The 26451-nt window shown below is 64.4% G+C and carries 22 protein-coding genes; 15 read left to right on the forward strand and 7 right to left on the reverse strand.

The window, feature by feature from the left end; genetic code table 11:
* Positions 1 to 106: 106 nt before the first annotated feature.
* The 4 genes from HA399_RS14125 to modA all read right to left on the reverse strand — a co-directional run bounded on the left by HA399_RS14125 (position 107) and on the right by modA (position 4023).
* Positions 107 to 922 carry an MOSC domain-containing protein gene (locus HA399_RS14125; RefSeq protein WP_404325327.1) on the reverse strand — a complete coding sequence of 272 codons (816 nt, stop codon included), beginning with the start codon at positions 920 to 922 and terminating at the stop codon, positions 107 to 109.
* 63 nt (positions 923 to 985) lie between these two features.
* Positions 986 to 2224 carry a molybdenum ABC transporter ATP-binding protein gene (gene modC / locus HA399_RS14130; protein WP_404325328.1) on the reverse strand — a complete coding sequence of 413 codons (1239 nt, stop codon included), beginning with the start codon at positions 2222 to 2224 and terminating at the stop codon, positions 986 to 988.
* Positions 2217 to 2909 (reverse strand): molybdate ABC transporter permease subunit, encoded by a 693-nt coding sequence (gene modB, locus HA399_RS14135; protein ID WP_043334370.1) that lies wholly within the window; start codon positions 2907 to 2909, stop codon positions 2217 to 2219. The genes modC and modB overlap by 8 nt, the downstream gene beginning before the upstream one ends.
* Before the next feature lie 172 nt (positions 2910 to 3081).
* On the reverse strand, positions 3082 to 4023 hold the full coding sequence (gene modA / locus HA399_RS14140) for a molybdate ABC transporter substrate-binding protein (RefSeq protein ID WP_404325329.1): 942 nt from the start codon (positions 4021 to 4023) through the stop codon (positions 3082 to 3084).
* 446 nt (positions 4024 to 4469) lie between these two features.
* On the opposite strand from modA, the gene HA399_RS14145 reads away from it, so the two are divergent.
* Positions 4470 to 5384, forward strand: coding sequence for a LysR family transcriptional regulator (locus HA399_RS14145; protein ID WP_248380913.1), 915 nt, complete (start codon positions 4470 to 4472; stop codon positions 5382 to 5384).
* A gap of 106 nt (positions 5385 to 5490) precedes the next feature.
* On the opposite strand, the gene HA399_RS14150 is transcribed toward HA399_RS14145, so the two are convergent.
* Both HA399_RS14150 and HA399_RS14155 read right to left on the reverse strand, forming a co-directional pair.
* Complete coding sequence (locus tag HA399_RS14150; protein WP_404325330.1) at positions 5491 to 6180, reverse strand: glutathione S-transferase C-terminal domain-containing protein; 690 nt, start codon at positions 6178 to 6180, stop codon at positions 5491 to 5493.
* A 166-nt stretch (positions 6181 to 6346) separates the two neighbouring features.
* Positions 6347 to 7066: a glutathione S-transferase N-terminal domain-containing protein gene (locus HA399_RS14155; protein ID WP_404325331.1), complete on the reverse strand. Its 720-nt coding sequence runs from the start codon at positions 7064 to 7066 to the stop codon at positions 6347 to 6349.
* Between the two features lie 388 nt (positions 7067 to 7454).
* Between HA399_RS14155 and HA399_RS14160 the strand changes: the two genes are divergently transcribed.
* Both HA399_RS14160 and HA399_RS14165 read left to right on the forward strand, forming a co-directional pair.
* Positions 7455 to 9014, forward strand: a complete 1560-nt coding sequence (locus HA399_RS14160; protein ID WP_043334381.1) for a carbon-nitrogen hydrolase family protein — start codon at positions 7455 to 7457, stop codon at positions 9012 to 9014.
* 4 nt (positions 9015 to 9018) lie between these two features.
* Positions 9019 to 9864, forward strand: coding sequence for a zinc-dependent peptidase (locus HA399_RS14165; RefSeq protein ID WP_404325332.1), 846 nt, complete (start codon positions 9019 to 9021; stop codon positions 9862 to 9864).
* 248 nt (positions 9865 to 10112) lie between these two features.
* Here HA399_RS14165 and HA399_RS14170 read toward each other — a convergent pair whose 3' ends face one another.
* A complete protein-coding gene (locus HA399_RS14170) occupies positions 10113 to 11036 on the reverse strand; it encodes a LysR family transcriptional regulator (RefSeq protein ID WP_054555681.1) in 924 nt (307 codons plus the stop codon).
* Between the two features lie 225 nt (positions 11037 to 11261).
* On the opposite strand from HA399_RS14170, the gene HA399_RS14175 reads away from it, so the two are divergent.
* The 12 genes from HA399_RS14175 (at position 11262) to HA399_RS14230 (ending at position 26407) form a co-directional block, all read left to right on the forward strand.
* Entirely contained in the window at positions 11262 to 12494 is a 1233-nt protein-coding gene (locus HA399_RS14175) for a TauD/TfdA family dioxygenase (RefSeq protein WP_404325333.1), read from the forward strand.
* Between the two features lie 131 nt (positions 12495 to 12625).
* A complete protein-coding gene (locus HA399_RS14180) occupies positions 12626 to 13828 on the forward strand; it encodes a diguanylate cyclase (protein WP_404325334.1) in 1203 nt (400 codons plus the stop codon).
* Between the two features lie 185 nt (positions 13829 to 14013).
* The gene (locus tag HA399_RS14185) at positions 14014 to 14571 is read left to right on the forward strand and encodes a lipocalin family protein (protein WP_404325335.1); all 558 of its coding nucleotides are present in this window, start codon (positions 14014 to 14016) and stop codon (positions 14569 to 14571) included.
* A 274-nt stretch (positions 14572 to 14845) separates the two neighbouring features.
* Positions 14846 to 15664, forward strand: a complete 819-nt coding sequence (locus HA399_RS14190; protein WP_404325337.1) for a DUF1338 domain-containing protein — start codon at positions 14846 to 14848, stop codon at positions 15662 to 15664.
* Entirely contained in the window at positions 15661 to 16683 is a 1023-nt protein-coding gene (locus HA399_RS14195) for a succinylglutamate desuccinylase (protein WP_192837393.1), read from the forward strand. Before HA399_RS14190 ends, HA399_RS14195 begins: the two co-directional genes overlap by 4 nt.
* A gap of 588 nt (positions 16684 to 17271) precedes the next feature.
* Positions 17272 to 18066 (forward strand): ABC transporter ATP-binding protein, encoded by a 795-nt coding sequence (locus HA399_RS14200; RefSeq protein WP_172978744.1) that lies wholly within the window; start codon positions 17272 to 17274, stop codon positions 18064 to 18066.
* Positions 18067 to 18254: 188 nt separating this feature from the next.
* Entirely contained in the window at positions 18255 to 19079 is an 825-nt protein-coding gene (locus tag HA399_RS14205; RefSeq protein ID WP_404325338.1) for a transporter substrate-binding domain-containing protein, read from the forward strand.
* 41 nt (positions 19080 to 19120) lie between these two features.
* On the forward strand, positions 19121 to 19837 hold the full coding sequence (locus HA399_RS14210) for an ABC transporter permease (RefSeq protein WP_043334396.1): 717 nt from the start codon (positions 19121 to 19123) through the stop codon (positions 19835 to 19837).
* Positions 19838 to 19878: 41 nt separating this feature from the next.
* Positions 19879 to 20631 (forward strand): ABC transporter permease, encoded by a 753-nt coding sequence (locus tag HA399_RS14215; RefSeq protein WP_404326989.1) that lies wholly within the window; start codon positions 19879 to 19881, stop codon positions 20629 to 20631.
* 249 nt (positions 20632 to 20880) lie between these two features.
* Positions 20881 to 21645, forward strand: a complete 765-nt coding sequence (locus HA399_RS14220; RefSeq protein WP_404325339.1) for a transporter substrate-binding domain-containing protein — start codon at positions 20881 to 20883, stop codon at positions 21643 to 21645.
* Between the two features lie 284 nt (positions 21646 to 21929).
* Positions 21930 to 23216, forward strand: coding sequence for an efflux RND transporter periplasmic adaptor subunit (locus HA399_RS14225; protein ID WP_404325340.1), 1287 nt, complete (start codon positions 21930 to 21932; stop codon positions 23214 to 23216).
* Entirely contained in the window at positions 23213 to 26407 is a 3195-nt protein-coding gene (locus HA399_RS14230; protein ID WP_404325341.1) for an efflux RND transporter permease subunit, read from the forward strand. The genes HA399_RS14225 and HA399_RS14230 overlap by 4 nt, the downstream gene beginning before the upstream one ends.
* Positions 26408 to 26451 lie beyond the last annotated feature (44 nt).

Raw genomic sequence — 26451 nt, forward strand, 5'->3', positions numbered from 1 at the left:
GCCAAGCGCCTTGCCTACTGTCTGGTCATGCGCCCTCAACGAAAACGCCCGCCATCGAGGATGGCGGGCGTTTGGGTTCAGGCCTGTAGGCAAGCTTCCAGCGACATCACTTGAAGGCGGTGACTTCCACCTCGTCGCCGACACGCAAGGTAGGCTTGCGCGAGGGATCGAGCGCGACGAGGTTGTAGCCGAAGTGCACCTGGCCATCCGCGAAGCGGCGCACCCGTGCCAGCGTCTTGAGCGGCTCCTTATCAGCCCGCTTCGCGCCCGTCGCCGGGTCGACATTGACCATCGCACAGCGGGTGCAGGAGGACACCAGCGTGAAGCGTGCCTCGCCGATGCGCACTTCCTGCCAGCCATCCTCGGCCCATGCCTCGGCGCCGCTGATCACCAGATTGGGGCGGAACTGATCCATGCCATGGTCCGCACTCGGGGTCTGGGCGTTGAGCGCCGCCAACGAAGCCTGATTGGCCAGCAACAACGGGAAGCCGTCGGCGGCGCTGACGCGCTGCGCGATGATCTCGCGATAGCGCTCCGAGCGCTCGCCCAACCAGCTGAGCCTGACCGGCATGCCGACCTGCTCACTCAGCCAGGCATCAGCCTCAAAGCTGACGCTCAAGGCAGTGAACCGATCGGCCCACACCTGGATGTCGAGACGCTCGGCCTGGTCATCAGTGGCAAAGCTGACGCTACCGCATTCGGGCCGGTCCAGATGCCACAGTCGCCACTGGCCGCTGGCGTCTTCGCGCAAGGCCAGTCGCTGCATCTGAGGATGCGTGCGCGCGGTGACGAACTTGCCACGCGCCGCGACCACCACGAAGCGGCGATCCTGGGTGAGACCTTCCTCGCCAAGCGTCGCTGTCTGAAGCGCTTCAGCGGCGCCGGACTTGAGGGGATAGCGCCACAGGTGGGTCAACTGCATGAGAGGTTTCCTTTCCAGAGTCCATCAATTCGAGAAATCAGCTTACGGTGCGTCCGAGCGGTATCAGCTCGCAGGCGAGACAGAGCCTGCGTCATCTGGCGCCTTGGCCTGTGCTGTATCTGTCTGTGTCGCATTCGGCTGGGCCGCACTCGGCTGGGCCGCATTCACCACAGGGATGTCGTCATCCATGGCGTCCAGGCTGATCACGTCGGGGCCCGAGAGCGCCACGCTGGAGATCAGCGCCTTGACGCCCAGCCCGACCTTGAGGCCCAGCTCCTGACACACCAGACGATCGACTCGCGCCCTCACCCGCTGGCCGGCGATGCCCAGCACCAGCTCGGCGCTGGCGTGGCCGCGCTCGCTCTCGATCTCGTGGATCACGGCCGGCAAGGCATTGCGCAGGCTGGTGTGGGTCGGCGTCTCCAGCGCGATGCTGATGTCACGTGCCCGCAGTCGCAGTCGCACACGACGCCCCACCGGCATCGCCAGCCGCGCCAGCTTGAGGCTCAGCCCGGCGCCCAGCCCCAGACGCGTCAGCTGCCAGTCATCATCGTGCGACAGCACCTCGGCGGTCAGCAGCGATCCCGCTTCGAAACGGCCGGTCTGCGGCGCCAGGTCCAGCCGTGACAGCATGTCACCGATCTCGCCGCTGGCAGTGATGCGACCGTTGTCCACCAGCGCCAGGCGGTCGGCGACCGCGAACAGCTCGCGGGTGTCATGACTGACGAACAGGATCGGGATCTCGATCTCGCGCGCCAGCCGCGCAATGTAGTGCAGCAGCTCCTGCTTGCGCGCGCCGTCGAGGCCGGTCAGCGGCTCATCCAGCAACAGCATGCGCGGGCGTGACAGCAGGGCGCGGCCGATCGCGACACGCCGCGCCTCGCCACCGGACAGCTGGCCGGGCATGCGCGACAGCAGGTCCTCGATGCCCAGCAGCGTGACCATCTCATGCAGGCGTGACTGGTTCTGTTGGCGCTGGGCGGGTGTCAGGGCGCGCGGCATGCCGTAGCGGAGATTGCCGCGCACGCTGTAGTGCGGAAACAGGCGCGGCTCCTGGAAGACGACGCCGAGCCTGCGACGATGCGCCGGCACGAAGATATCGTTCTCGCCGCCCGTCAGGCACTCGCCGTCCAGGCGCAGATGGCCATGGTCGGGACGTTCGAGACCTGCGATCAGGCGCAGGATGGTGGTCTTGCCGCTGCCGGAGCGCCCGAAGAGCGCCGTGACGCCGCGCGCCGGCACCTTGAGCGTGGCATCCAGCGTGAAGGCGCCCTGCTGACGATGGAGGTGGAAATCAAGCATCACGCCCCTCCATGCGCAGTCGCGCGCGACGTGCCAGCCATTCGGAGGCCAGCAGCGACAGCATCGCGATGACGACGGCGATGGCGCACAGCCTGGCCGCCGCGCCTTCCTGGCCCGGGGTCTGGATCAGGGTATAGAGCGCCAACGGCAGCGTGCGGGTCTCGCCGGGGATATTGGCGGCGAAGGTGATGGTGGCACCGAACTCCGACAGGGCACGCGCGAAGGCCAGCATGCCACCGGTGAGAATGCCCGGCAGCGCCAGCGGCATGGTCACCGTGAACAGCACGCGCAGCGGATTGGCGCCCAGGGTGCGGGCCGCGGCCTCCAGACCCGGGTCGATGGCCTCCAGCGACAGGCGCATCGCGCGCACCATCAGCGGAAAGGCCATCACCGCCGCCGCCAGCGCCGCGCCCTGCCAGGTGAAAGGCAGCACGATATCGACCTTGGCCAACCACTGGCCGATGGCGCCATTGCGCCCGAAGGTGACCAGCAACAGATAACCGACCACCACGGGCGGCAACACCAGCGGCAGATGCAGCAGACCATCGACCAGCGCCTTGCCACGAAACTCACGTCGCGCCAGCCACCAGGCCGCCGCAAAACCGGGAATCAGGCTCAGGCCGACCGCGACGCAAGCCACCTTGAGGCTCAGGCTCAGGGCTTCCCATTCCAGCGCACTCAGCATGGATCTTCCTCAGACGAAGACAGGTTCTCGCACATGACGTGACGCGAAGCGCCGGCAGACAGCCCTGCCCGCCTTGATCACGCCGATGTGACAGCAGGCTCCCAGTGTAGCGGCCTCATCTTGTCGATGACATGCCAGCGTGTGCCACGAGGCCTCGATGCTGATCCAGCGGCTAGTCGGCCTCAGGCTGCGCAGCAGGAACCTGATGGGCGAGCGTGCTGAAGCCGAAGCGATGGAAGATGGCGCCGGCCTCGTTGCTGGAAAGCCAGGCCGAGAAGGCCTCGGCCTGTGACGACGGCGCATCACCGCCACGACTGATCAAGGCGGCAGGATAGTGGATGGGGTCATGGCTGCTGTCCGGCAGCAGGCCGACCTGGTGCACCCGATGGCTGATGGCGGCGTCGGTGGCATAGACGATCCCCAGCGGGGCCTCGCCATGCTCGACCAGCGCCAGCGCGGCGCGCACGTCTTCAGCGCTGGCCAGGCGCGAGCGCAGCGTCTGCCACTGCCCCAGCGCTTCCAGCGACTGACGCGCATAGATGCCCGCGGGCACGTGGTCGGGGTCGCCGACGGCCAGGCGCGTATTGCTGCCGGTGGCGGCGAGGCGCTCGGCCACATCGGTGACATCCTCGGCGTTGCTGACACTGGCGTCCAGCTGGCTGGGGCCGGGCGCGACCAGCGCGAGACGGTTGCCCAGCAGGTCGTGACGGCCGGTGACGACGATGCCGGCCTGCTGCTCCAGCCAGTCCATCCAGCGCTCATTGGCCGACAGATACAGCTGCGCCGGAGCCCCATTGGCCAGCTGACGCGCCAGGGTCGAGGACGAGGCGTAGACCGGCATGATGTCCACGTCGGCGAGACGCTCATAGCGCGCCTCGATGGCATCCAGCGCGTCATGCAGCGAGGCGGCGGCCATGACACGGATCTGGGGGCGCTCGTCTGCCTGAACCGGCGCGGCCAGCAGTGCCAGCATCAACGGGGCCGCCAGGCTGGCGCCCCTCAACAGCGCTGATGAAGAAGATAGCGCTGATGAAGGAGTTGGCGCTGATGACGCAAGCCGTAGCGGAGAGGCAAGCAAGGCGGCCCGGGCGCGCAAGCGGGTAGCGAATGACATCTACAGGGTCCTTGAACAGTGAGACGCAGCGACGAGGCCTGCTGCGCATTGATCTCGCCATGATGCCGCGCTCGCTCGCCATGTGCATCTCATGTGGGCGCAATTGCCGCGCGGGGCGCGGAAACCGCCAACCCTGATTGTCGAACGCCAGCGGCATGAGGCTCACTTGAGGCACGCTGGCTGCCTGTCAGCGCCCGTCTCCCACCAGCCACGGGCTGGTCAGCGGAAGCCGCCGGCTGGCGGATGTTTCACCGCATCCGGCTACAGGCAAACGCGAATCACTCACATGTATGCCATTCGCTCGACCAGATCGGCTACAATGCTGGCCAAAATGGCAGGGAGACGCTGGCCCACACCTCAGCAACGACGCGATTCCTGCTTTCATGCTTTCTTTCACGCTATTTGCCGCTTCAACGGCAGACAACAGCGGCGGGTGCCACCAAGTCATGCCTCCAGTACTTGACGAATTTCAGGGCCTCAGTGCCTTCGATGCCATCATGCGCTACGGCAATCTGGGCGCAGGAGCCGAGCATCTCGGTATCTCCAAGTCCACGCTCAGCCGCCGGATCAGCCATCTCGAACACCAGCTCGGCCAGCCACTGCTGCATCGTCAGGCCAACCGTCTGATTCCCACCGAGGCCGGCACGCTGTTCTATCAGTACTGTCAGCAGATGCTGTCGCTGGGCGAGCGCTCGCAGATCGCGCTGGATGAACTGCGCGAGGAGATCAGCGGTGATATCACCGTCAGCGCGCACCCGCACTTCCTGCGTGGCTGGTTCAATCATGTGCTGACCGACTTCATCGAAGAGTATCCGGGCATTCGCCTGACCCTGACCGCCAACCACCTGCCGCCGTCACGCGATGACGACCAGGTGATGCTGTGGCTGTGGGAAGGGCCGGCCAGGGACACCGGGCTGCGCGAGGAGATTCTGGGTCAGCAGCAGCAGCATCTCTATGCCCACCCCAGCTATCTGCGCCAGCACGGCCATCCGCAGCACCCCAGCGAGCTGACCTCCCATGACTGGGTCAATCTGATCGACCGCCATCACCCCAATCTGGTGCTCAACCACCCCGAGGAAGGCGAGTACCGCCTGAGCCTGCCACCGTCACGCTTCACGGTCGACAACGTGGTGGTGCATGCCGACCATATCGCGCACGGTGCCGGTATCGGCCTGCTGCCGGACTACCACGTGCGTACCCGGGCGACGGCGCACCCGGGACAGTTCGAGGCCTGCCTGCCCGAGTGGAAGGGGCCGTCGATTCCGGTCAGCCTGCACTACCCCTTCGGCCATCCGCCGCGCAAGCTCGGCGCGCTGCTCGACCATATCCGCCGTCGTGTGCCGACGGACTGGACCCGCTGATCTGTCGGCCTGACAGCGCTGCAGGCCGACAGATCAACGGTTGCTTCAAACTTCTCAGCTCTACAATTTCACAGCTTCACGACTTCACAGCGGCACTGACTGCCCGTCACGATTGCTGGCCGAACAGATGACGGCGCGCTTCCTCATCCATCGCCACATTGGCAGCCGGATTGATGTCGTCGATGCGCGCCATTGCCCGCTTGACGCCATCACGCTCGGCGATGCGGGCACGATAGGCGGCGACCGCCGGGAAGCGCGTCAGATCGATCTCCTGCTTCTCGGCCTTCAGCCACGGCCAGATGGCCATGTCGGCGATGCTCAACTCATCCCCCACCACGAAGTCACGCCCCGCAAGCTGGCGCTCCAGCACGCCGTACAGGCGCTCGCCTTCCTTGTGATAGCGCTCGATGGCGTACTCCACCGGCTCTGGCGCGTAGTGCTTGAAGTGATGCACCTGTCCCAGCATCGGCCCCAGGCCACCCATCTGCCAGTGCAGCCACTGCAGCACGTCATTGCGGGCGCGTGTTTCCTGCGCCAGGAACTTGCCGCACTTGTCGGCCAGATACTCCAGAATCGCACCGGACTCGAACACCGAGATCGGCTCACCGCCATCGGCTGGCGCATGATCGACGATCGCCGGCATGCGATTGTTGGGCGAGATGGCCAGAAACTCCGGCGCGAACTGCTCCCCCTTGCTGATATTCACCGGAATGAGGCGATACTCGAGACCGGCTTCCTCCAGAAAGATCGTGATCTTGTGGCCGTTGGGTGTGGTCCAGTAATACAGATCAATCATCTGTGGGCTCCTGTGCAAGGACATACCAAAATGGCTCGAACGCCCATGAGCGTTCGAGCCATCGAGGAGATCATGCTCATCGCCAGGCCCCTCGTGCAGCTTTTCACCAGGGGCATTGCGAGCATGTTCTTTACTGCAGCCGTTACTGCAGGTGTTACTGCGGACGTTATTGCGGAATCTCGCTGGCACGCGGCGCCTTGCGCGCCATGCCGTCGTGCAGGTCCATCATGCGCTCGCGCCACTGCACCAGCGGGTCGCCCGCGTCTTCCGTCTCGCCGAAGGGCGAGGTATCGGAGACGATGTGTGCCCAGATGAAGAAGCCGAAGACCAGGTAATCCGCCGCCGCCGGGGCATCGCCATCCATGAAGGGCTGATTGGCGAGCAGGCCACGCAGCGGCTTGAAGGCGCTGTCCAGGATGCCGCGAGCGGCCTCGACGTTGTTGAATTCCTCGAAGGACATGCCGAAGCGGGCTTCGCGGCTGGTGCGGAAGTACTCGCGGTCATCCGGGTGGATGGCCGCCAGCAGGTCCAGCGCCACCAGGCGGAAGAAGCCGACCGCCATGACCTGCTCGGTATATACCTTGACGAAGTTCAGGCGTGCCTCGGCGTGTGCATCACCGATCAGCAGGCCATCACCGCTGTCTGGATAATGCGCGTCCAGATGCTTGAAGATGTCATAGCTGTCCATTGCCACGCCGTGCGCATCCTTGAGCACCGGCACCGTGGTGGAATCGCAGAAGTCGATCGGGCTCTTGTCGGTGAACAGCATCGGCACGAGTTCGGCCGCAAGGCCCTTGTGGGCGAGTGCCAGACGCGCACGCCAGCAGAACGGCGAGAAACGCAGGCGATCATCACGGCCACGCAATTCATGAAGGACTGGGGTCATGCGGGTCTCCTTGGGTGTCATTGAGGTCTGGTGTCACTAAGGCCTGGGGTCATTGGGGCCTGGTGTCTTTCAAGCTTGATATGAACGGCATGACTTCGCTGCGCGCGCCCTGCCCTTGGCATTGTTTTGGACGTTGTGCCGCGCAAATGCAAGCAAAATGAGCATTCGTTCAACATCGCACTGAGCGCCACTCAAGGCGCGAAGGCTCGCTCACCCTTGCAGTGACGCGAGGTTGGACCCATTGATGAGGGTTGCATGACCAGGGCCGGACATTGACCAAAGGATATTGATGACACCCGGCCTCGACAGCGCGAATAATGGGGCCCATCGCTTTCGCGCCAGCCACTTCCTGCCCTGATCCCCTCTCTTCATTTTCCAAGGAGTCTCGATGTCCGTCGAAGACCTGCACCTGAACCTGCGCAACCTGCAGGAATCAGACTACCCCCAGCTCAAGCGCCTGATGGACGGCATCTACGACGACATCGGTGGCGCCTGGCCTGAGCACACCATCAACCGCCTGATCGCCGAATTCCCCGATGGCCAGATCGTGATCGAGGATGGCGAGAGGCTGGTCGGTGTCGCCCTGACGGCGCTGGTGGATTACGACGCCTTCTCCAACCCGCACAAGTACGACGACCTGATCGGCCAGCGCGAGATCATCCTCAACAAGGAGGATGGCGATGCGCTTTACGGTCTGGATGTGCTGATCGACGTCGACTACCGCGGCTATCGTCTCGGTCGCCGCCTGTACGAGGCGCGCAAGGACCTGTGCCGCTCGATGAATCTGCGCTCGATTCTGGCCGGTGGACGCATTCCCCAGTACCACGAATATGCCGCCGAGCTCTCGCCCTCCGAGTACATCGACAAGGTGGAGCGTCGCGAGATCCATGACCCCATCCTGTCGTTCCAGCTGGCCAACGGCTTCCTGGTCAAGCGCCTGCTGCGCCAGTACCTGCCGGAAGACGAGGATTCCCAGGGCTACGCCACGCTGCTGGAGTGGAGCAACATCCTGTTCGAGCCCGCCGAGCGCGTGCTGGAAAGCCGCAAGACGATGATTCGCGTCGGCGCCGTGCAGTGGCAGATGCGCAAGTTCGACAGTGTCGAATCCGTGCTGCAACAGGTCGAGTACTACGTCGACGCCCTGTCGGATTACCAGAGTGACTTCGCCGTCTTCCCGGAGCTGTTCAACACGCCGTTGATCGGCCTGCTGGAAGACCAGAGTGACCCGGTGCGCTGCATCCGCTACCTCGCCGGCTTCACCGAGCGCTTCAAGCAGGAAATCTCGCGCATGGCGGTGGCCTACAACATCAACATCGTGGCCGGCTCCATGGTCGAGATCGGTGACGACAACGAGCTCTACAACGTCACCTACCTGTGTCACCGCGATGGCGAGATCGACCGTCAGGCCAAGCTGCACATCACGCCGCAGGAGCGCCGCGACTGGATCATCAAGGGCGGTGACGAGCTCGCCGTGTTCGAGACCGACGCCGGACGCATCGGCATGCTGATCTGCTACGACGTGGAGTTCCCGGAACTGTCGCGCCTGCTGGCCGATCAGGACATGGACATCCTGATGGTGCCGTTCTGGACCGACACCAAGAACAGCTACCTGCGCGTGCGCAACTGCGCCCAGGCGCGTGCCATCGAGAACGAATGCTACGTGGTGGTCTGCGGCAGCGTCGGCAACCTGCCGTCCATCGAAAGCCTCGATATCCAGTACGCCCAGTCAGCGGTGTTCTCGCCGTCGGACTTCTCCTTCCCGCATGACGCGGTGATGGCCGAGACCACGCCGAACACCGAGATGATCATGTTCTCGGATCTCGATCTGGAGCGTCTCAAGGTGGTGCGCAGCGAAGGCTCGGTGACCAACCTCAAGGACCGCCGCAAGGACCTCTTCGAGCTGCGTCTACGTGACTGGTCGTGGAAGTCCGGCAGCCGTCAGGACTGAGCCGATGACGCACTGGTGGCAACGGCTGTGGCAGCACTCCGCTCGCCACGGCCGTGATACTTCAGCCCCCGACGCCTGCGCTGTCTCGACCGCATCCCCCGCTGGCGAGACAGCGCCGGATGATGCGTGGCAGGCAGTTTGCGAGCGCCTGCCGATTCTCGAGGGACTCGACGCCGAGGCACTGGCGCGTCTTGAGCGGCGCGCCCGCCATCAGCTGAGTGACTGGAAGCTGACCAGCGCCGAACCGCTCGCACAGGTCGAGGCGCTGGCACTGGCCGCTCAGGCGATGCTGCTGCTCAATGGCTGGGCGCATGCCGAGCGCTGGCAGGACGCCGGTGCTCGCGTGCACGAGATCATGCTGCCGCTGCAGGCCATCCGCCGTGAGGTGGAAGAGATGGATGACGCCGGTGTGGTGCATGTCTTCGAGGACACCCGCGCCGGCGAGACCTGGTATCAGGGACCGGTGGTGGTCACCCAACAGGACCTGGCCGCCAGCGGTGACTGGAGCGGCTTCAACGTGGTGATCCATGAATTCGCCCACAAGCTCGACATGGCCAACGCCACCGATGCCGATGGCTTTCCGCCCCTGCCGCGCCATATCAGCGCGGCGGAGTGGCACGCCACCTTCACTGCCGTGTGGGATGATCTGAGCGCGCGCCTGTCACGCGGTGAGCCGACGCCCATCGATGACTACGCCGCCAGCCACCCCGCCGAATGCTTCGCCGTCTGCTGCGAGTATTTCTTCAGCGCACCGGATGAGCTCAATGCCGCCTACCCGGCGCTGTATGCCCTGCTGGAACGCTTCTTCCAGCAGTCGCCATTGGCGCGCTGCCCGCCGCCTTCCGACTGACCACGCCTTCCGACTGACCACGCCTGACCACGCCTGACCACGACTGACCATGACTGACCATGACTGGCAGATCTGACCACACGCTTGGCAGACAAGGCGCCAGCAAGGCGAGGAAATCACGAGAGAGAAGAGATAGCGGTCGCATACCGCGCCGGGCACCGCCACAAGCTAACGGTATATCGCTCAAAGCGCATCAGCAGGCACGGAACACCGATCAGCAGGGAACGCAAAAGCCACCTCTGCATCGCTCACTGTGGCTCCGCCAACAGATAATCCCAGACACGCTGCGCGGTGGGCCGCATCGGGCGCTGATTGGAGCGCACCAGCCAGAAGTTCTGCTCGGCGGGGATCGTCAGCGCGAAGACCTGCTCCAGCCCGCCATTGCCGGACGCCAGCCATTGCCGGAAATGGCCTTCATGCACCAGCGCCACCCCCATGCCGAGACGCGCCATTTCCAGCGTCATCACCTGGGTGTCACAGCTGATGGTGGAGGTCGTCTTCTCCAGCCCCAGTTGATCTGCCGCCACCAGCCAGCGCCGCCAGCCCACCGCGAAGCCTGCGGCATGCAGCAGCGTCATGCCGGCCAGGTCCGCCGCCGTGGTCAGCTGCGCGCTCAGCGCCGGACTCGCCACGACAGCCATTCTCTCCTGCCCTGCCCCGACCTGGATCGCCTCCACCTGCGGCCAGTCGCCCTGACCGTAGCGCAGCTCGATATCCACCTGCTCGCCATCGAAGTCGCTCTGCCAGAAGGCACTGACCAGACGCAGCGCGATCTCGGGTTGATCACGATGGAAGTTCGCCAGCCGCGGCAACAGCCAGGCCTGCTGGCTCATCGGGGTCGCCCGCAGGCTGACCGGCGCGGCGCGCGAGGGGCCGAAGACTTCCAGTGTGCCTTCCTGCAGGCGCTGGAAGCCATCCTGCAACGCTGGCAACCAGGCCTGACCGGCCGGCGTCAGATTGAGGCTGCGGGCATGACGCACGAACAATGGCTGGCCAAGGCGGTCCTCCAGCTGGCGAATCCGCTGGCTAATGGCCGACTGGGTGACACTCAGCTCCTCGGCGGCACGCGTGAAGCTCATCAGGCGCGCAGCGGCTTCGAAGGCCTGTAACCAGGCCAGCGGCGGCAGGGGGCGCGGCAAGGCATTCGGCGTCGTGGGGGAAGGTTCGTGCATGGCTATCTCGCATCAGAGCATGAAGGTCAATCGGCACACATTAGCTCAGCTAAGTCATGGCCGTCATATTTCGCGTTGGCCAGCCGTGATGACGAGGGGGACAATGGTCTCATTCTCGGGTCACGGCTCAGCGACACGAACCAACCAAACGAACCAGCCATACGACCCAGCACGCGACACGCGTTGGCTCACCTGCTACTGCACACACGACATAGGACGGCGCCCATGGAGACTCTCATCGCATCTGCCCCTGACACCCAAGACACTGAAGTGTCACAGGCACGCCATCAGTGGGACATGAAGGAATACCTGCCCCATCACGAGGGCGCGCCGCTGGTGAAGGCAGACCACGACGAGACCCTGGCGTCACTGGCATGGGCCAGCGGTGAGCAGACCCGACTGCCGCTGATCTGGCTGCGCGACCACTGCGCCTGCGATCTCTGCCGTCATCCGCAGACCTTCGAGCGAACCTTCATGCTGATGGACGATGCGGCCCTGACGGTGCATCAGATGCGTGTCGAGCAAGGCAATCTCGTCGTCGTCTGGCAGGACGGCCACACTAGCCGCTTCGATGCCGGCTGGTTGCTGCAACGTCGCCCGAGTGATGCGCCGCCGGCCACGCCGGTCCCCGCAAGCCAGGCCTGGCAGCAGGGCCATGAACCTCATGTCACCGCCTTTGCCGATTACATGGCCGGTGGACAGGCGCGCCTGGGCTGGCTGGAAGCGCTGTGCCGCGACGGCTTCGCGATTCTGGATGCCGGCCCGACGGCAGGCGGCGAGATCGACCAGGTGGCCGCGACCATCGGCCCGATCCGCGCGACCAACTTCGGTGGCCGTTTCGAGGTCTTCTCCAAGCAGGCGCCCAACAATGCCGCCTACACACCGATCGCGCTGGAACTGCACACCGACCTGCCCAACTGGCGTCAGCCGCCAGACATCCAGATGCTCTACTGCCTGGCCAATGAGGCCGAAGGCGGTGACTCCATCTTCGGAGACGGCATGGCGGTCGCCGAAGCCCTGCGCGAGCGGGACCCGCAGGCCTTCAGGCTGCTGGCCGAGACCCCGGTGGACTTCCGCTTTGCCGACGAGACCACCGACCTAGTGGTGCGCGAGCCGGTGATCCATCTGGATGCCAACGACAAGGTCATCGAGGTGCGCTTCAACAACTGGATCCGCGACAGCCTGCGCCTGCCGCTGGAACAGATGCAGGCCTGGTACAGCGCCTATCGCCAGTACTGGAGCATCCTGCGGGAACCGGCCTTCCGCCTGCATCTCAAGCTGGAAGCCGGCCAGATGGTGGCCTTCGACAACCGCCGCGTGATGCACGGCCGCAAGTCCTTCGACCCGACGACCGGTCGCCGCCACCTGCAGGGCTGCTATGTGGATTACGACATGGTGGAATCCGCGCTGCGCGTCACGGCGCGCCAGCTGGCCGGCGCCAACCTCACTCAGTCGTGAGCACGAAAGCCCTCATGCCGCGGAGTACTTGAAATAGCGTTGAACCGCAGGCAAAGGTTGCGGCGGTTCCTCCAGGGCATACCACGCAAGGCAGTGGCATCCTGAGAGTCTGGCAACTCAGGTATCGCCCCATGAATCCCATGACACTCTGCTTTGCGGATGACACCCTGGAACGACGCTATCGGCGTCGACAGATCGAGACCTCACACAAGCTCAGCCGGATCACCATCCCGCTGAGCTGTCTGCTGTTCGCGTCCTATGGGCTGATCGAGATCAGTCTGCTGGAGCACTACGAGCCCTATCTGCTGCTGCGCACCAGCGTTCTGATCGGCGTGCTGGGCCTGTTTCTACTGTCACGTCTCCCGCGTTTCCGACATCACGTCAACGGCATCTTGTGCCTGGCCTCGCTGGTGGCAGCGCTGGGGACGCTGGCGATGTTCCATGTGGGGGACGGTCTCGCCGGAGAGCACCTGGTGGAGAGCCACGCCGCCGGACAGCATGAGGACGAGCATGGTGACTTCCCGGTCTACTTCGTCACCCTGATCACCGTGGTCTTCTGGACCTACACCCTGCTGGGGCTGCAGTTCATCTATGCCATGGCCTGCGGACTGCTGATATGGATGGGCTGCACCGCCAGCTGCGCGCTGATGCATCTTGGCTCCGATCTCCTGGTGGAAGCCAACGAGGCTTACTTCATGATGGCCGTCAACCTGCTGGCGGGCATGAGCGCCTACTCGCGCGAGCGCCAGAGCCGACAACTCTTCCTGCATGAATGCCATATCACCGGCGAGCGGGACGATCTGCGCGACCACGCGATGTGCGACTCGCTCACCGGGCTGCTCAACCGGCGCGCCCTGCTGACACGCCTCGACCAGATACTCGACATCCAGACTCCCGGCACGGTGCAGGCCGCGTTGTTCATCGACCTCGATGGCTTCAAGCCGGTCAATGACCGCCACGGCCATGCCATCGGCGATGAAGTGCTGCGCATCACCGGCGAGCGCCTGGGCAACACCCTGCGCGGCAACGATATCGTCGGTCGCCTGGGGGGCGATGAATTTCTGGTACTGATCAGCCGTGAGGGCAACGGCCGCAAGGGCCCGGAGCAGCTGGCGGAGCGTCTTATCGACGCCATCAGCCATCCCATCACGCTGGAGGTCGATGGCGAGCCGCTGATCATCGCCGTCAGCGCCAGTATCGGCATCAGCCTGTTCCCCTTCTCGGGCGCCACGCCGGAAACGGTCATCGCGCGCGCCGACAGCGCCATGTACGAGGCCAAGCAACGCGGTCGGGGCGTCGTCGTCACCGGCAATCCGCTCCGCCTGGTACTGTGACGATCGACGTTCGACGCTCGACGCTCGACGCCTCGAGCATGTCACCGCGCCACCCTCCCTCTTGAGACAGCGGCAGACGCCCCAATGAGACAAGGATGCCGTTTCGTCCTTTTCCTCATGACCCGCATCACGCCAGAACGCCCCACGACTCATCAATGGGGCGTTCTGGCGCATGGAGCCTGCCAATGACACGCCTGCCGCATCTTGCCTTCTCTCTAATCGGTCTCGGTCTCCTCGGCGGCTGCGCCGGAGTCCCGTCCGGTACCCAGCCCGTCGAGGATTTCGAGCTCGAACGTTACTACGGCGAATGGCACGAGATCGCCCGTCTGCCCAACAGCTTCGAGGAGGGCCTGAGCTGCGTCAGCGCCGATTACTCGCCCCGCGAGGACGGCGGCGTGCGCGTCATCAATCGCGGCTACAACGCCGAGCAAGGGCAATGGAGCCAGGCCGAAGGTCGCGCCTACTTCACCCGGGGCAGCAAGACGGCGGCCCTCAAGGTCAGCTTCTTCGGCCCCTTCTATGGCGGCTACAACGTGCTGGCGCTGGATGACGACTATCAGTGGTCGCTGGTGGCCGGCGCCGATCGCGACTACCTGTGGATACTGGCGCGTGAGCCGCAGCTGGATGACGCCACCTACCAGGCGCTGGTCGAGCAGGCCGCCGAGCTCGGCTTCGCGACCGACGCGCTGATCAAGGTCGAACAGGGCAACGCCTGCCCCTCTCCTGATGACACTGAACGCTGACACCGATAGCTGACACCGAACCCGGCCCCAGGACCCAAGGCCTGACACCAAGGTCTAAACCGGCGCGTGACGTTTATATGGTGCGGACAGCCGCTTTCATCCAACCGACCTCGCATCTTGTCACGCGCGCGTGGCTCGCCAATGGTGAGCTGACAATCTTCCGGGGTAGCGCCTCGCCGAGTGCGCTGCCCTGATGCCAATCGTTTGATGCTGTCGCCCAGTGCCAGTGACGCCTCGCTGCACTGGGCAACTCAGTTCAGAGGGAGCCCGTGCCATGGATATCCAGCAGTTCTTCAGCGCCCTGTGGGATGACTACGTCGCCATGACGCCCCAGGCCCAAAAGATCCAGGATGCCTTCATCGCTGACGGCGAGACCATCGTCAACGACCACGTCGCCTTCCGCACCTTCGATCGCGGGCCGATCACCCTGAGCGCGCTGGAACCTCACCTGCTGGCGCTGGGCTATACCCGCTTCGCGCCCTATGATTTCCGCGAGAAGAAACTGCGCGCCTTCGGCTATCTGCCGCCGTCATCCGACATGCCGCGCGTCTTCCTCTCCGAGCTGAAATGCCATGAGCTGTCCGAGCGCGCCCAGGCGATCATCGATGGCCTGGTCAGCCAGATCTCGCCGGATGCCGCCACCCAGCCCTCCGTGCTGTGGTCGGGCCGCCTGTGGAAAGCGCCCAGTTACGAGCAGTATCAGCGCCTGATGGAAGAGAGCGAGTATGCGGCCTGGCTGTCGATCATCGGTCTGCGCGCCAACCACTTCACCATCAGCGTCAACGCGCTCAGCCATCACGACACCCTCGACAAGGTGCTGACGCGCGTCGAGTCGCTTGGCCTTGGCATCAACCCGGCCGGAGGGCGCATCAAGGGCTCGCCCGAGGTGCTGCTGGAGCAGGCCTCCACCCTCGCCGACCGCCAGACCTTCACCTTCGCCGGTGGCGAGGAGCACGAAATCTCCACCTGCTACTACGAATTCGCGCGCCGCTACCCCGATGCCGATGGCGAGCTGTATCAGGGCTTCGTGGCGGCCAGCGCCGACAAGATCTTCGAATCCACCAATGTTCGCCAGGAGCCGACTGCCTCGTGATTGCCGACTGGCTAGACCTGACACTCGAAGGCCACGCCAGCGCCCGTGGCATGGGCCGTATTCCCGGTGGTCGCTATGAGATCGTCGCGCCCGGCGTGCTGGAGATCACCCCCGACGTCACGGGGCCCAAGGCGCGCCCGTGCGTGATCTCCGCCGGTATCCACGGCAACGAGACCGCCCCCATCGAGCTGCTCGGTGAGCTGATCGCGGGCCTGGAGAGCGGCCATCTGATCGTCGGAGCGCCGCTGTTGCTGATTCTGGGCAACCTGCCCGCCATCCGCAGTGGCGAGCGCTTCATCACCACCAATCTCAATCGGCTGTTCAAGCGCGCCGAGGCCAGCGTCACGGGCAACGACTGTCCGTCCGATGATGAGCCGGCACGCGCGCGTCAGCTGATGGCGGCCGTGGACACCTTCTATGCTCGCTTCCCGCTGGCCGAGGGCACGCGCCGCCTGCACTACGACATGCACACCGCCATCCGCGACAGCCTCTATCCGCGCTTCGCGGTGGTGCCCTTCAGTGATGGCGACGCCATCAGCGCATCGCAGTGGCCGATATTGAGCGCCGCCGGCATCCAGGCCGTGCTGCACCAGCATCAGCACAGCTGGACCTTCTCGCACTATTCGCGCCACTACCATGATGCCGACGCCTTCACGCTGGAGCTGGGCCAGGTACGCCCGTTCGGCGCCAACGACATGGCGGCGCTCGCGCCGATGAAAGCCCTGCTCGCGGCACTGGCGACCGGCACGGCGCCCGCCGAAGCAGACCCCGAGGCCATCGACTACTTCACGGTGGAAGTGGAATTGATGCGTCAGTCAGCCGACTTCACGCTGTGCTTCAGCGAGGATGTCGCCAACTTCACCGCCTTCGCCCCCGGCAGCGTGGTGGCCGAAGACGCCGCTGCTGGCCCCTGCATCATCGGCGATACGCCACTGCGGGTGGTGTTCCCCAACGCGAAGGTGGAGATAGGCGCCCGCGCCGCCCTGTTGCTGGCCGAGAGCTCGACACCGACAGACTGAGTCACCAGACACTGAGCAAACCGGCACTGAGCCACAAGCGCCGGCGTTCTGCCCGCCCATCCCCCTCAGGGCGCAGCACGATGCCGGCGCGATTGCACTGACGAAAGCCTTACTACAACGACAACAGGCGACCTTGATCATGAAGACTCCTCCCCCTCGGCCGGACGGCATCCGCGTGCGTCCTTGCAGGCTCCACCAAAGTCGTAACATTCCTCCACGCCAGATAGCGGTGAACCCTGCGTTGAGCTGGTAGAATCGGCCCCCTTTCCCGTCCACGACATGCAAGCACAGGCATTTTTCGCCTGTTGTAGACGGTCACTGGCAGCGAGAACGACGATCAATCGGACTGATCGTGAGGAACTGGCCATGCCCCTGACGGCATTCTCCGCCACTCCTCCCGTGCCACGCCTTGCCGCCTCATCACATCTGCGTCGCACAAGTCAGCGAGCGAGAGTGAAAGGCAGTGCCAGGCAGCCGTGCCATGTCGGCAACGAACCTGTATCCCGAGCCCGACCGCCCCGCGGCGGACTCGTGGCGTGTCATTGCCCCCAGGGCTGGCAACGTCCGGATTGGAGTAACTGCATGACCATGAGATCTTCCGTGGCCGAGAGCCCGAGCAGCGACGCGCTGCCTCTCGAGGTCCGCAACATCACCAAGTCCTTCGGCACCAATCAGGTGCTCAAGGGCTTGTCACTGCAAGCACGCAAGGGCGATGTCATCACCCTGATCGGCGCGTCCGGTTCCGGCAAGAGCACCTTTCTGCGCTGCATGAACCTGCTGGAGCAGCCGGACGGCGGCGACATCTTCGTGCATGGCGAGCAGATCGGCTTCAAGGAAAGCCGCCGTGGCCGCGAACCGATGGACTGGCGTCAGGTCGAGCGCATGCGCGCGCGCCTGTCGATGGTCTTCCAGGGCTTCAATCTGTGGTCGCACATGACGCTGCTGGAAAATGTCATCGAGGCGCCGATCCACGTGCTCGGCAAGCCGAAGAAGGAAGCCATCGCCCACGCACGCAGTCTGCTGGACCGCGTCGGCCTGCTCGAGCGCGCCGACTACTATCCGGCGCAGATGTCCGGTGGCCAGCAGCAGCGCGGTGCCATCGCACGTGCACTGGCGATGGAGCCGGAGGTGATGCTGTTCGACGAGCCGACCTCGGCCCTCGACCCGGAACTGGTCGGTGACGTGCTCAAGGTCATGCGTGACCTGGCCGAGGAAGGCCGCACCATGGTGGTGGTGACCCACGAGATGAGTTTCGCGCGTGATGTCTCGAGCCAGGTGGTCTACCTGCATCAGGGACTGGTCGAGGAAGCCGGCAAGCCGGAAGACGTGCTGGGCAATCCCCAGTCGGAGCGCCTCAAGCAGTTCCTGGCGCCCAAGTACTGACAAAGCGCCCTGATCACCAGCCCTGTTCAACAGTACTGATGAATGGCCCTTGGCCCATCGCTGAGCCGACCGCTCGGCCTGTGGCACATCCCGGCACGGTGATCCCGTGACCGGCACATGATTCAGCACCGCGAGCGCCACGCCAACGGCAGGCCTCGAGGTGTCCAAGACTTCAGGAATGACAAGTAATGAAACAGTTCGCGACACGTGCCCTGCTGGGTCTCACCCTCGGCCTCTCCACCTTCGCCATCGCCACCAGCGCCGCCCAGGCGGCCGATGTGCCGGACCCGCTGCGCCTGGGCATCGACGTGCCCTACGCGCCCTTCGGCTACAAGCTGCCCAGCGGTGAGCTGACCGGTTTCGAGATCGAACTGGGCAACGCCATCTGCGCCCAGCTCGCCACTCACTGCGAATGGACCGAGCAGGACTTCGACGGCATCATCCCGGGCCTGATGGCGCGCAAGTACGACGTCATCATGTCGGCGCTGACCATCAATCCGGAGCGTGAGCGTCAGGTGCTGTTCTCCGAGCCCTACTTCACGCCGCCGTCCGGCTGGTTCGTCAAGGCGGACAGCCCGCTGGCGGGCGCGGATACCCTCGATGCCGAGGCGCTCGCGGGCAAGGTGATCGGGGTGCAGCGCGGCAACCTGCAGGATCACTACGTCACCGACCTCTACGGCCGCACGGCAGAAGTGCGCCGCTACACCAAGCTCGATGACCTGGTGCTGGACATGGACAGCGGCCGCGTCGATGTCGCCTTCCTGGACCTGCCGGTCGGTCAGGACACCCTGGTCAACGCCAATGACGGCAACTTCGTCAACACCGGCAGCGCCATCAGCGAGCCGAAGAAGTACTTTGGCGACGGCTTCGGCATCGCCATGAAGAAGCGCGACCGCGACCTCAAGAAGGCCATCGATGGTGCCCTGGAAGCGCTCAAGGCCGATGGCACGCTCAAGCGTCTCAACGACAAGTACTTCGCCAGCGCCGCCACTGCGTCCGACAACCACCAGTAAGCCGCTGAACGGGTTATTCGGCGCTTCACGGGAGACTTCCCATGATTGACCTACAAGGCTACGGGCCCAGCCTGCTGGAAGGTGCCTGGGTCACGGTGCAGCTGGCCGTGCTGGCCCAGCTGCTGGCCATCGCGCTGGGGCTATTGACGGCGACGGCCAAGATGTCGCGTTCCACGCCTCTGCGCTGGCTCGCGACGCTCTACACCACCATCATCCGCGGCGTTCCCGACATCGTGCTGATGCTGCTGCTGTTCTTCGGCGGCCAGATCGGCATCAACATGGTCACCGACTGGTTGTACGACAGCTACGACATCGACGTCTTCGTCAATGTCGATGAGTTCACTGCCGGCGTCGTCACCATCGGCTTCATCTTCGGTGCCTACATGGGCGAGACCTTCCGTGGCGCCTTCATGGCGGTGGATGCCGGGCAGATCGAGGCCGGGCGCGCCTATGGCATGAACGACTGGAAGGTCTTCAAGCGCATTCGCTTCCCGCTGATGATGCGCCACGCCCTGCCGGGGCTGGGCAACAACTGGATGGTGCTGCTCAAGACCACCGCCCTGGTGTCGGTGATCGGACTGGTCGACATGGTGCGTGTCGCCAGTGAGGCCGCCAAGGCGACCCACGAGCCCTTCACCTTCCTGTTGCCGGTCGCGGCGGGCTATCTGCTGATCGCCACCGTGTCCGAATGGGGGCTGGCACGTCTCAAGAAGCGCTATAACGCCGGATTCGGGGAGGCCAGCGCATGGAACAACTGAATGATGCAGGCTCCTCAGGCGTCATCGCCCAGCTGGGCCAGATGCTCGAGGATGCGCTGAGCGACAACTACATCTTCACCGCGACCACCCTGTGGCACTACTGGGAAGGGCTGGTCACCACCGTGCAGCTGGTGTGCCTGGCGCTGCTCATCGGGCTGATACTGGCCGTGCCGCTGGCGATCCTGCGCGGCTCGCGTCGTCGCTGGGTGAAGATGCCGGTCTACCTGTACACCTATGTCTTCCGGGGCACACCGCTGCTGATCCAGCTCTATCTGATCTACTACGGCGTGGTGTTCTTCGACGGCTTCAACATCTCGCTGGGCGTGACCAATGTGCATGTGCCCAGCATCCAGGAGACCTGGCTGTGGGATTACTTCCGTGATCCCTTCGTGCCGGCGCTGCTGGCCTTCGTGCTCAATACCGCGGCCTACACCACCGAGATCTTCCACGGTGCCATCCAGTCGACCCCCAAGGGCGAGATGGAGGCAGCGCGTGCCTACGGCATGTCACGCGCCAGGATGATGCGTCGCATCATTCTGCCCAGTGCCTTCCGCCGGGCGCTGCCGGCCTACGGCAATGAAGTCATCTTCATGCTGCATGCCAGTGCCATCTGCAGCGTGGTGACGCTTCTGGACCTCACCGGCGCCGCGCGTGACATCTACGCACGCTTCTACGCGCCCTTCGAGGCATTCCTGTTCGTCGCCGCCATCTACCTGTGTCTGACCTTCACCATCATTGCCATATTCCGGCAACTGGAGAAACGCCTGCTGGCACACTTGAAACCGTTAAGCTGAACGTCAAAAGCGCCCTTTGGAGGGCGCTTTTTTCATATCAGGAGATAACGGCAGGAATTCATCTCGTTTAACGACCGTTTGAATTTGTCCATTGACCCTCTTCACCACAGCCTCGGTCTGGGCTAGTGTGGAGCCACTGGCATGACACGCCCTCTTATGTCCGCGGCTCAGACGGCTGGTGTTCAGGAGGGAGTGTCTGATGCCACTGATCAGCCAGTATGACCAACAACAATGATGGATGGGACTGACATGAAGAAGCTTCTGGGAATCTCCCTACTGGGTGCAGCATTGATGGCCGGTGGCGCTCAGGCGGCCGAATCGCTGCGCATCGGCGTCGACGTGCCCTACGAGCCGATGGAATACAAGACGCCCGACGGTGAGCTGACCGGTTTCGACATCGAACTGGGCAATGCCATCTGCGCGAAGATCAACCGCGACTGCGAGTGGGTCATCCAGGCGTGGGACGGCATCATTCCCGGCCTGATGGCGCGCAAGTACGACGCCATCATGTCCTCGATGACCATCAATGAGGAACGCCGCGAGAAGGTGCTGTTTTCCGACACCTACATCACCCCGCCGTCCGCCTGGTTCGCCCCGTCCGACAGCGAGCTGAGCGCCACCTCCCAGCAAGCCCTGGCTGACAAGGCCATCGGCGTGCAGCGCGGTACCCTGCAGGACAACTACGTCACCGATCTCTATGGCAAGAATGCCGAGGTCAAGCGCTACACCACCGCCGATGACCTGGTGCTGGACATGGAAGCGGGTCGCCTCGACATCGCCTTCCTCGACTTCCCGGTCGGCAAGTCCACCCTGATCGACAGCGGCAACGGCAACTACAAGGCTGTCGGTGAAGTGGTCACCGAGCCCAAGAAGTACTTCGGCGACGGCTTCGGTATCGCCATGCGCAAGCGTGACAAGGACCTGGCCGAGCAGATCAACGGCGCCCTGGCCGAGCTGAAGGCCGATGGCACCTACGACACCATCCACACCAAGTACTTCGGCGAGAAGCAGTAAGGCCTCCTCAAGCGGCATGCCAGCCATGCCGTGATGCCTGCGCCGAGATGCCTGCACCGTGAGTTGAGCGGCAGCAGCGCAAGTGACATGCACGACAAAAGCCCCGCTGGCATTCGCCGCGGGGCTTTTGCGTTGCCCCCTTGCTCAAACGCAGCAGGCAGCCAGCGCGCCATCTGCACAATTGGTGCATATTCAGAATCAAAGCGGTGTGCTCCAAGGGGCTTATCCGTCGCAGGCCGGCTCTCTAGGATGCCGAGCCAACTATCCTGCTACGGAAAATTCCCATGTCGAGACTGAACTCACGTCCGGCGCGCCTTCCTCGTATCGCTTCTTCCCTGCTGCTGACCCTTGGTGGCCTTCTGGCGCTCAGTGCCTGCAGCGAGGGCAACAGTGAAGAAAACGGCAACGCGCAACAGACTCCCCCGACGATGGAAGTCGTCGCCGCCCAGTCGCAGCCGGTCGCGGCCTGGCACACCTATACCACACGTCTGGAATCTCCCCAGCGCGTGCAACTGCGCCCACGCGTGAGCGGCGAAGTCGAAGAAGTGCTGTTCACCGAAGGCAGTCAGGTAAGCGCCGGCACGCCGCTGGTGCGTCTTGATCAACGCCCCTTCAAGGCTGAGGTTCAGCGTCTGGAAGCGGAAGTCGCACGCATCAAGGCTGAGCTGGCCAATGCCCGCAGCGAGTCCGGTCGCGCCGCCAGTCTGGTCAAGCGCAACCTGATCTCCCGCGAGGAAGCCGATTCGCGCAGCACTACCGCCACCGGCCTCAATGCACAGCTCAAGGGCGCCATCGCCCAGCTCGAGCGTGCCCGTCTGGATCTGGACTACGCCACCATCCGCGCCCCGATCGATGGTCGCCTGTCCAATGCGCGCATCACGCGTGGCAACACCGTGCAGGCTGGCCAGAGCGTGCTGACCACGCTGGTCGAGACCCGCCAGCTGGACGCCTATATCGACATCAGCGAACTGACCTGGAACCAGGACTTCGCGAACGTCAGCGCCGATGACCACCTGCCGGTCGAACTGCAGCTGGCCGGTCAGCAGGATTTTCCCTTCCACGGTGAGCTCGACTTCATCGACAACAGCGTCGATATCGATACCGGCACCCTGCGGATCGGCACCACCTTCAGCGCCGATGATGCCGCCCTGCGTCCGGGCGCCTTTGCACGCCTGCGTCTCGCCTCGCCCGAGATCCGTGATGCCGTGCTGATTCCGGAACGCGCCATCGGTACCGATCTGGACCGTCAGTTCGTGCTGGTGGTCGCCGAGGACAATACCCTCGCCTACCGCGGCATCACCACCGGCCCGCGCTTCGGCACGCTGCGCGCCGTGACCGATGGCCTGGCCGCCGGTGACCGCGTGCTGGCAGCTGGCCCCGCCAAGGCAGGTCCGGGCATGCCGATCACCCCCAAGCTGGTCGAGATGCCCGATGACGGTGCCCTCAAGGCACTCGCCGCGCGTATCTCGCGCCTGCAGCAGCAGACCGCCCAGCCGCTGGATCAGGACAACGACCAGGACGCCGCGACACTGGCCGAGGCTGACCGTCAGGCAGCCGGAGGCCGTTCGTGAATATCTCCAGCTTCTTCATCAAGCGCCCGGTCTTCGCCGCGGTGCTGTCGATCCTGATCGTCATCTCGGGGATGCTGTCGCTGTTCCAGCTGCCCATCTCCGAGTATCCGGAAGTCGTGCCGCCCACCGTGGTGGTGCGCGCCAACTACCCGGGTGCCAACCCCGAAGTCATCGGTGCCACCGTCGCCACGCCGCTGGAGCAGGAAATCACCGGCGTCGAAAGCATGCTGTACATGGACTCCCAGGCGACCTCCGACGGCAACCTGACCCTGACGGTGACCTTCGCGCTGGGCACTGACCTGGACAAGGCCCAGGTGCAGGTGCAGAACCGTGTGGCCCGCGCCACGCCGCGCCTGCCACAGGAGGTGCAGCAGCTCGGCATCACCACCGAGAAGGCCTCGCCCAACCTGACGATGGTGGTCCACCTGACCTCCCCGGATGGCCGCTATGATCAGCTGTGGCTGTCCAACTACGCGCGCCTGAACCTGAAGGACAATCTCGCCCGTCTCGAGGGGGTCGGTGACGTGCAGCTGTTCGGTGCCGGCGAGTACTCGATGCGCGTGTGGCTCGACCCGGACGCCGTGGCGGCGCGGGGCCTGTCTGCCGGTGACATCATCAGTGCCCTGCGTGCCCAGAATCAGCAGGTCGCCGCCGGCTCCGTCGGTGCCCAGCCCTCGCCTGACGACAACCAGTTCCAGCGCCTGCTCAACGTGCGGGGCCGCCTGGAGAGCGCCGAGGAATTCGAGAACATCATCATCCGTGTCGATGAAGATGGCCGCCTGACACGCCTGAAGGATGTGGCGCGCGTCGAACTGGGCGCCGACAGCTATTCACTGCGCGCGCAGCTGGATGGCAAGGACGCCGTAGCGATGCCGATCTTCCAGCGTCCCGGCTCGAACGCCATCGCGCTGTCGGATTCCGTGCGCGATAGCATGAGCGAGATGTCCGAGGCCTTCCCGGATGGCGTCAGCTACGACATCGTCTACGACCCGACGGTCTTCGTGCGCGGCTCCATCGAGGCAGTCATCGACACCCTGTTCGAGGCCATCCTGCTGGTCGTGATCGTGGTGATCCTGTTCCTGCAGACCTGGCGGGCCTCGATCATTCCGTTGATCGCGGTGCCGGTCTCGCTGATCGGGACGTTTGCGGTCATGCAGCTGATGGGCGTGTCGATCAATACGCTGTCACTGTTCGGGCTGGTGCTCGCCATCGGTATCGTGGTCGATGACGCCATCGTGGTGGTGGAGAATGTCGAGCGCAACATCGAGCTGGGTCACTCGCCCATCGAGGCCACCCAGATCGCCATGCGTGAGGTGACCGGCCCGATCATCGCCATCGCGCTGGTGCTGACGGCGGTATTCGTGCCGACGGCCTTCATCAGCGGCCTGAGCGGTCAGTTCTACAAGCAGTTCGCGCTGACCATCACCATCTCGACGCTGATCTCGGCCTTCAACTCGCTGACGCTGTCACCGGCGCTGTCGGCCTTGCTGCTCAAGCCCCACGGTGCCAAGCCTGACTGGCTGACCCGCGTCATCGATGGCCTGTTCGGTCGCTGGCTGTTCGCGCCGTTCAACCGCGCCTTCAGTGCGATGGCCAACGGCTATACCGGCCTGATCAAGAAGCTGCTGCGCTTCGGTATCATCGTCGGCCTGCTGTATGTCGTACTGCTCGGCGCCACCGGCAAGCTGTTCGACAGCGTGCCCGGCGGCTTCATCCCGGGGCAGGACAAGCAGTACCTGGTCGCGATGGCCCAGCTGCCGGACGCCGCCAGCCTCGACCGCACCTCCGAGGTCATCGACGAGATGCAGGCACTGGCGCTGGACACACCGGGCGTGGCGCACACCGTGGCCTTCCCGGGGCTCTCCGTGAACGGCTTCGTCAATGCCTCCAATTCCGGCATCGTGTTCGCGACCCTGGCGGACTTCGATGAGCGACAGTCGCCCGAGCTTTCCGGTCAGGCGATCGCCGCTCAGCTGAACCAGAAATTCGCGGGGATCGACGAGGCCTTCGTCGCCGTCTTCCCGCCGCCACCGATTCTGGGCCTGGGCACTACGGGGGGCTTCAAGTTGCAGCTGCAGGACCGTGGCAACAAGGGCTTCGATGAGCTGTTCTCCGCCGTGCAGACCATCACCGCCAAGGGCAACGCTGACCCGCGTCTGAGCAGTGTCTACTCCAGCTTCCGCATCCAGGTGCCGCAGTACGACATCGATCTGGATCGCGAGCAGGCGATGATCATGGGCGTGCCGGTGGAACGTGCCTTCGAGACCCTGCAGGTGTACATGGGCTCGCTGTACGTCAATGACTTCAACCGCTTCGGGCGTACCTATCAGGTGCGCGCCCAGGCCGAGCAGTCGGCGCGTCTCGACCCGGATGACATCCGCAACCTCAAGGTGCGCAGCGACAACGGCCGCATGATTCCGCTGGGCAGCTTCGTCAAGGTGACACCGACCACCGGCCCGGACCGCGTGATGCACTACAACACCTTCGTCAGCGCCGATATCAACGGCTCGCCGGCGCCGGGCGTCTCCAGTGATCAGGCCAAGGCCGCCATCGAGGAAGTGCTGGCCGGCAACCTGCCACAGGGCATCGGCTACGAGTGGACGGAGGTGACCTACCAGCAGGTGCTGGCCGGCAACACCATGATCTACATCTTCCCGCTGGTGGTATTGCTGGTGTTCCTGGTGCTGGCCGCCCAGTACGAGAGCTGGTCGCTGCCGCTGGCGATCATCCTGATCGTGCCGATGACACTGCTGTCGGCGCTGGCCGGTGTCTGGCTGACGGGAGGCGACAACAACATCTTCACGCGCATCGGCTTGATCGTGCTGGTGGCGCTGGCGTGCAAGAACGCGATCCTGCTGGTCGAGTTCGCTCGTGAGCAGCAGCATGCTGGCCAGAGTCGTCTGGACGCCGTGCTGACGGCCTGTCGCCTGCGCCTGCGCCCCATCCTGATGACGTCGGTGGCCTTCACCGCGGGCGTGGTGCCGCTGGTACTGGCCACCGGTGCCGGCAGCGAGATGCGTCAGGCGATGGGCGTGGCGGTGTTCTCCGGCATGATCGGTGTCACCGTGTTCGGCCTGCTGCTGACACCGCTGTTCTATGTCGGTATCCGCCGCCTGGTCGAGAAACGTGAAGCGCATCAGGACACTGACACGCCGGACAGCAATGGCGAGTCAGGCCGCCACAGTCATTGATACGGCCACTGATACGACCACTCTCCCGAGAGATCGAGAACAGG

It is taken from the genome of Cobetia sp. UIB-001 (assembly GCF_044789135.1).
GTDB lineage: Bacteria > Pseudomonadota > Gammaproteobacteria > Pseudomonadales > Halomonadaceae > Cobetia > Cobetia amphilecti.

Bases quoted from the DNA above. Each gene is read 5' to 3' on its own strand.
- HA399_RS14215 (WP_404326989.1), top strand. From the start codon at position 19,879: ATGCTCGAGGATGCGCTGAGCGACAACTACATCTTCACCGCGACCACC.
- HA399_RS14225 (WP_404325340.1), top strand. From the start codon at position 21,930: ATGTCGAGACTGAACTCACGTCCGGCGCGCCTTCCTCGTATCGCTTCT.
- HA399_RS14145 (WP_248380913.1), top strand. From the start codon at position 4,470: ATGCCTCCAGTACTTGACGAATTTCAGGGCCTCAGTGCCTTCGATGCC.
- HA399_RS14170 (WP_054555681.1), bottom strand. From the start codon at position 11,036: ATGCACGAACCTTCCCCCACGACGCCGAATGCCTTGCCGCGCCCCCTG.
- HA399_RS14200 (WP_172978744.1), top strand. From the start codon at position 17,272: ATGAGATCTTCCGTGGCCGAGAGCCCGAGCAGCGACGCGCTGCCTCTC.
- HA399_RS14175 (WP_404325333.1), top strand. From the start codon at position 11,262: ATGGAGACTCTCATCGCATCTGCCCCTGACACCCAAGACACTGAAGTG.
- HA399_RS14150 (WP_404325330.1), bottom strand. From the start codon at position 6,180: ATGATTGATCTGTATTACTGGACCACACCCAACGGCCACAAGATCACG.
- modA (WP_404325329.1), bottom strand. From the start codon at position 4,023: ATGTCATTCGCTACCCGCTTGCGCGCCCGGGCCGCCTTGCTTGCCTCT.
- HA399_RS14125 (WP_404325327.1), bottom strand. From the start codon at position 922: ATGCAGTTGACCCACCTGTGGCGCTATCCCCTCAAGTCCGGCGCCGCT.
- modC (WP_404325328.1), bottom strand. From the start codon at position 2,224: ATGCTTGATTTCCACCTCCATCGTCAGCAGGGCGCCTTCACGCTGGAT.
- HA399_RS14190 (WP_404325337.1), top strand. From the start codon at position 14,846: ATGGATATCCAGCAGTTCTTCAGCGCCCTGTGGGATGACTACGTCGCC.
- HA399_RS14160 (WP_043334381.1), top strand. From the start codon at position 7,455: ATGTCCGTCGAAGACCTGCACCTGAACCTGCGCAACCTGCAGGAATCA.
- HA399_RS14165 (WP_404325332.1), top strand. From the start codon at position 9,019: ATGACGCACTGGTGGCAACGGCTGTGGCAGCACTCCGCTCGCCACGGC.
- HA399_RS14180 (WP_404325334.1), top strand. From the start codon at position 12,626: ATGAATCCCATGACACTCTGCTTTGCGGATGACACCCTGGAACGACGC.
- HA399_RS14220 (WP_404325339.1), top strand. From the start codon at position 20,881: ATGAAGAAGCTTCTGGGAATCTCCCTACTGGGTGCAGCATTGATGGCC.
- modB (WP_043334370.1), bottom strand. From the start codon at position 2,909: ATGCTGAGTGCGCTGGAATGGGAAGCCCTGAGCCTGAGCCTCAAGGTG.
- HA399_RS14185 (WP_404325335.1), top strand. From the start codon at position 14,014: ATGACACGCCTGCCGCATCTTGCCTTCTCTCTAATCGGTCTCGGTCTC.
- HA399_RS14210 (WP_043334396.1), top strand. From the start codon at position 19,121: ATGATTGACCTACAAGGCTACGGGCCCAGCCTGCTGGAAGGTGCCTGG.
- HA399_RS14205 (WP_404325338.1), top strand. From the start codon at position 18,255: ATGAAACAGTTCGCGACACGTGCCCTGCTGGGTCTCACCCTCGGCCTC.
- HA399_RS14155 (WP_404325331.1), bottom strand. From the start codon at position 7,066: ATGACCCCAGTCCTTCATGAATTGCGTGGCCGTGATGATCGCCTGCGT.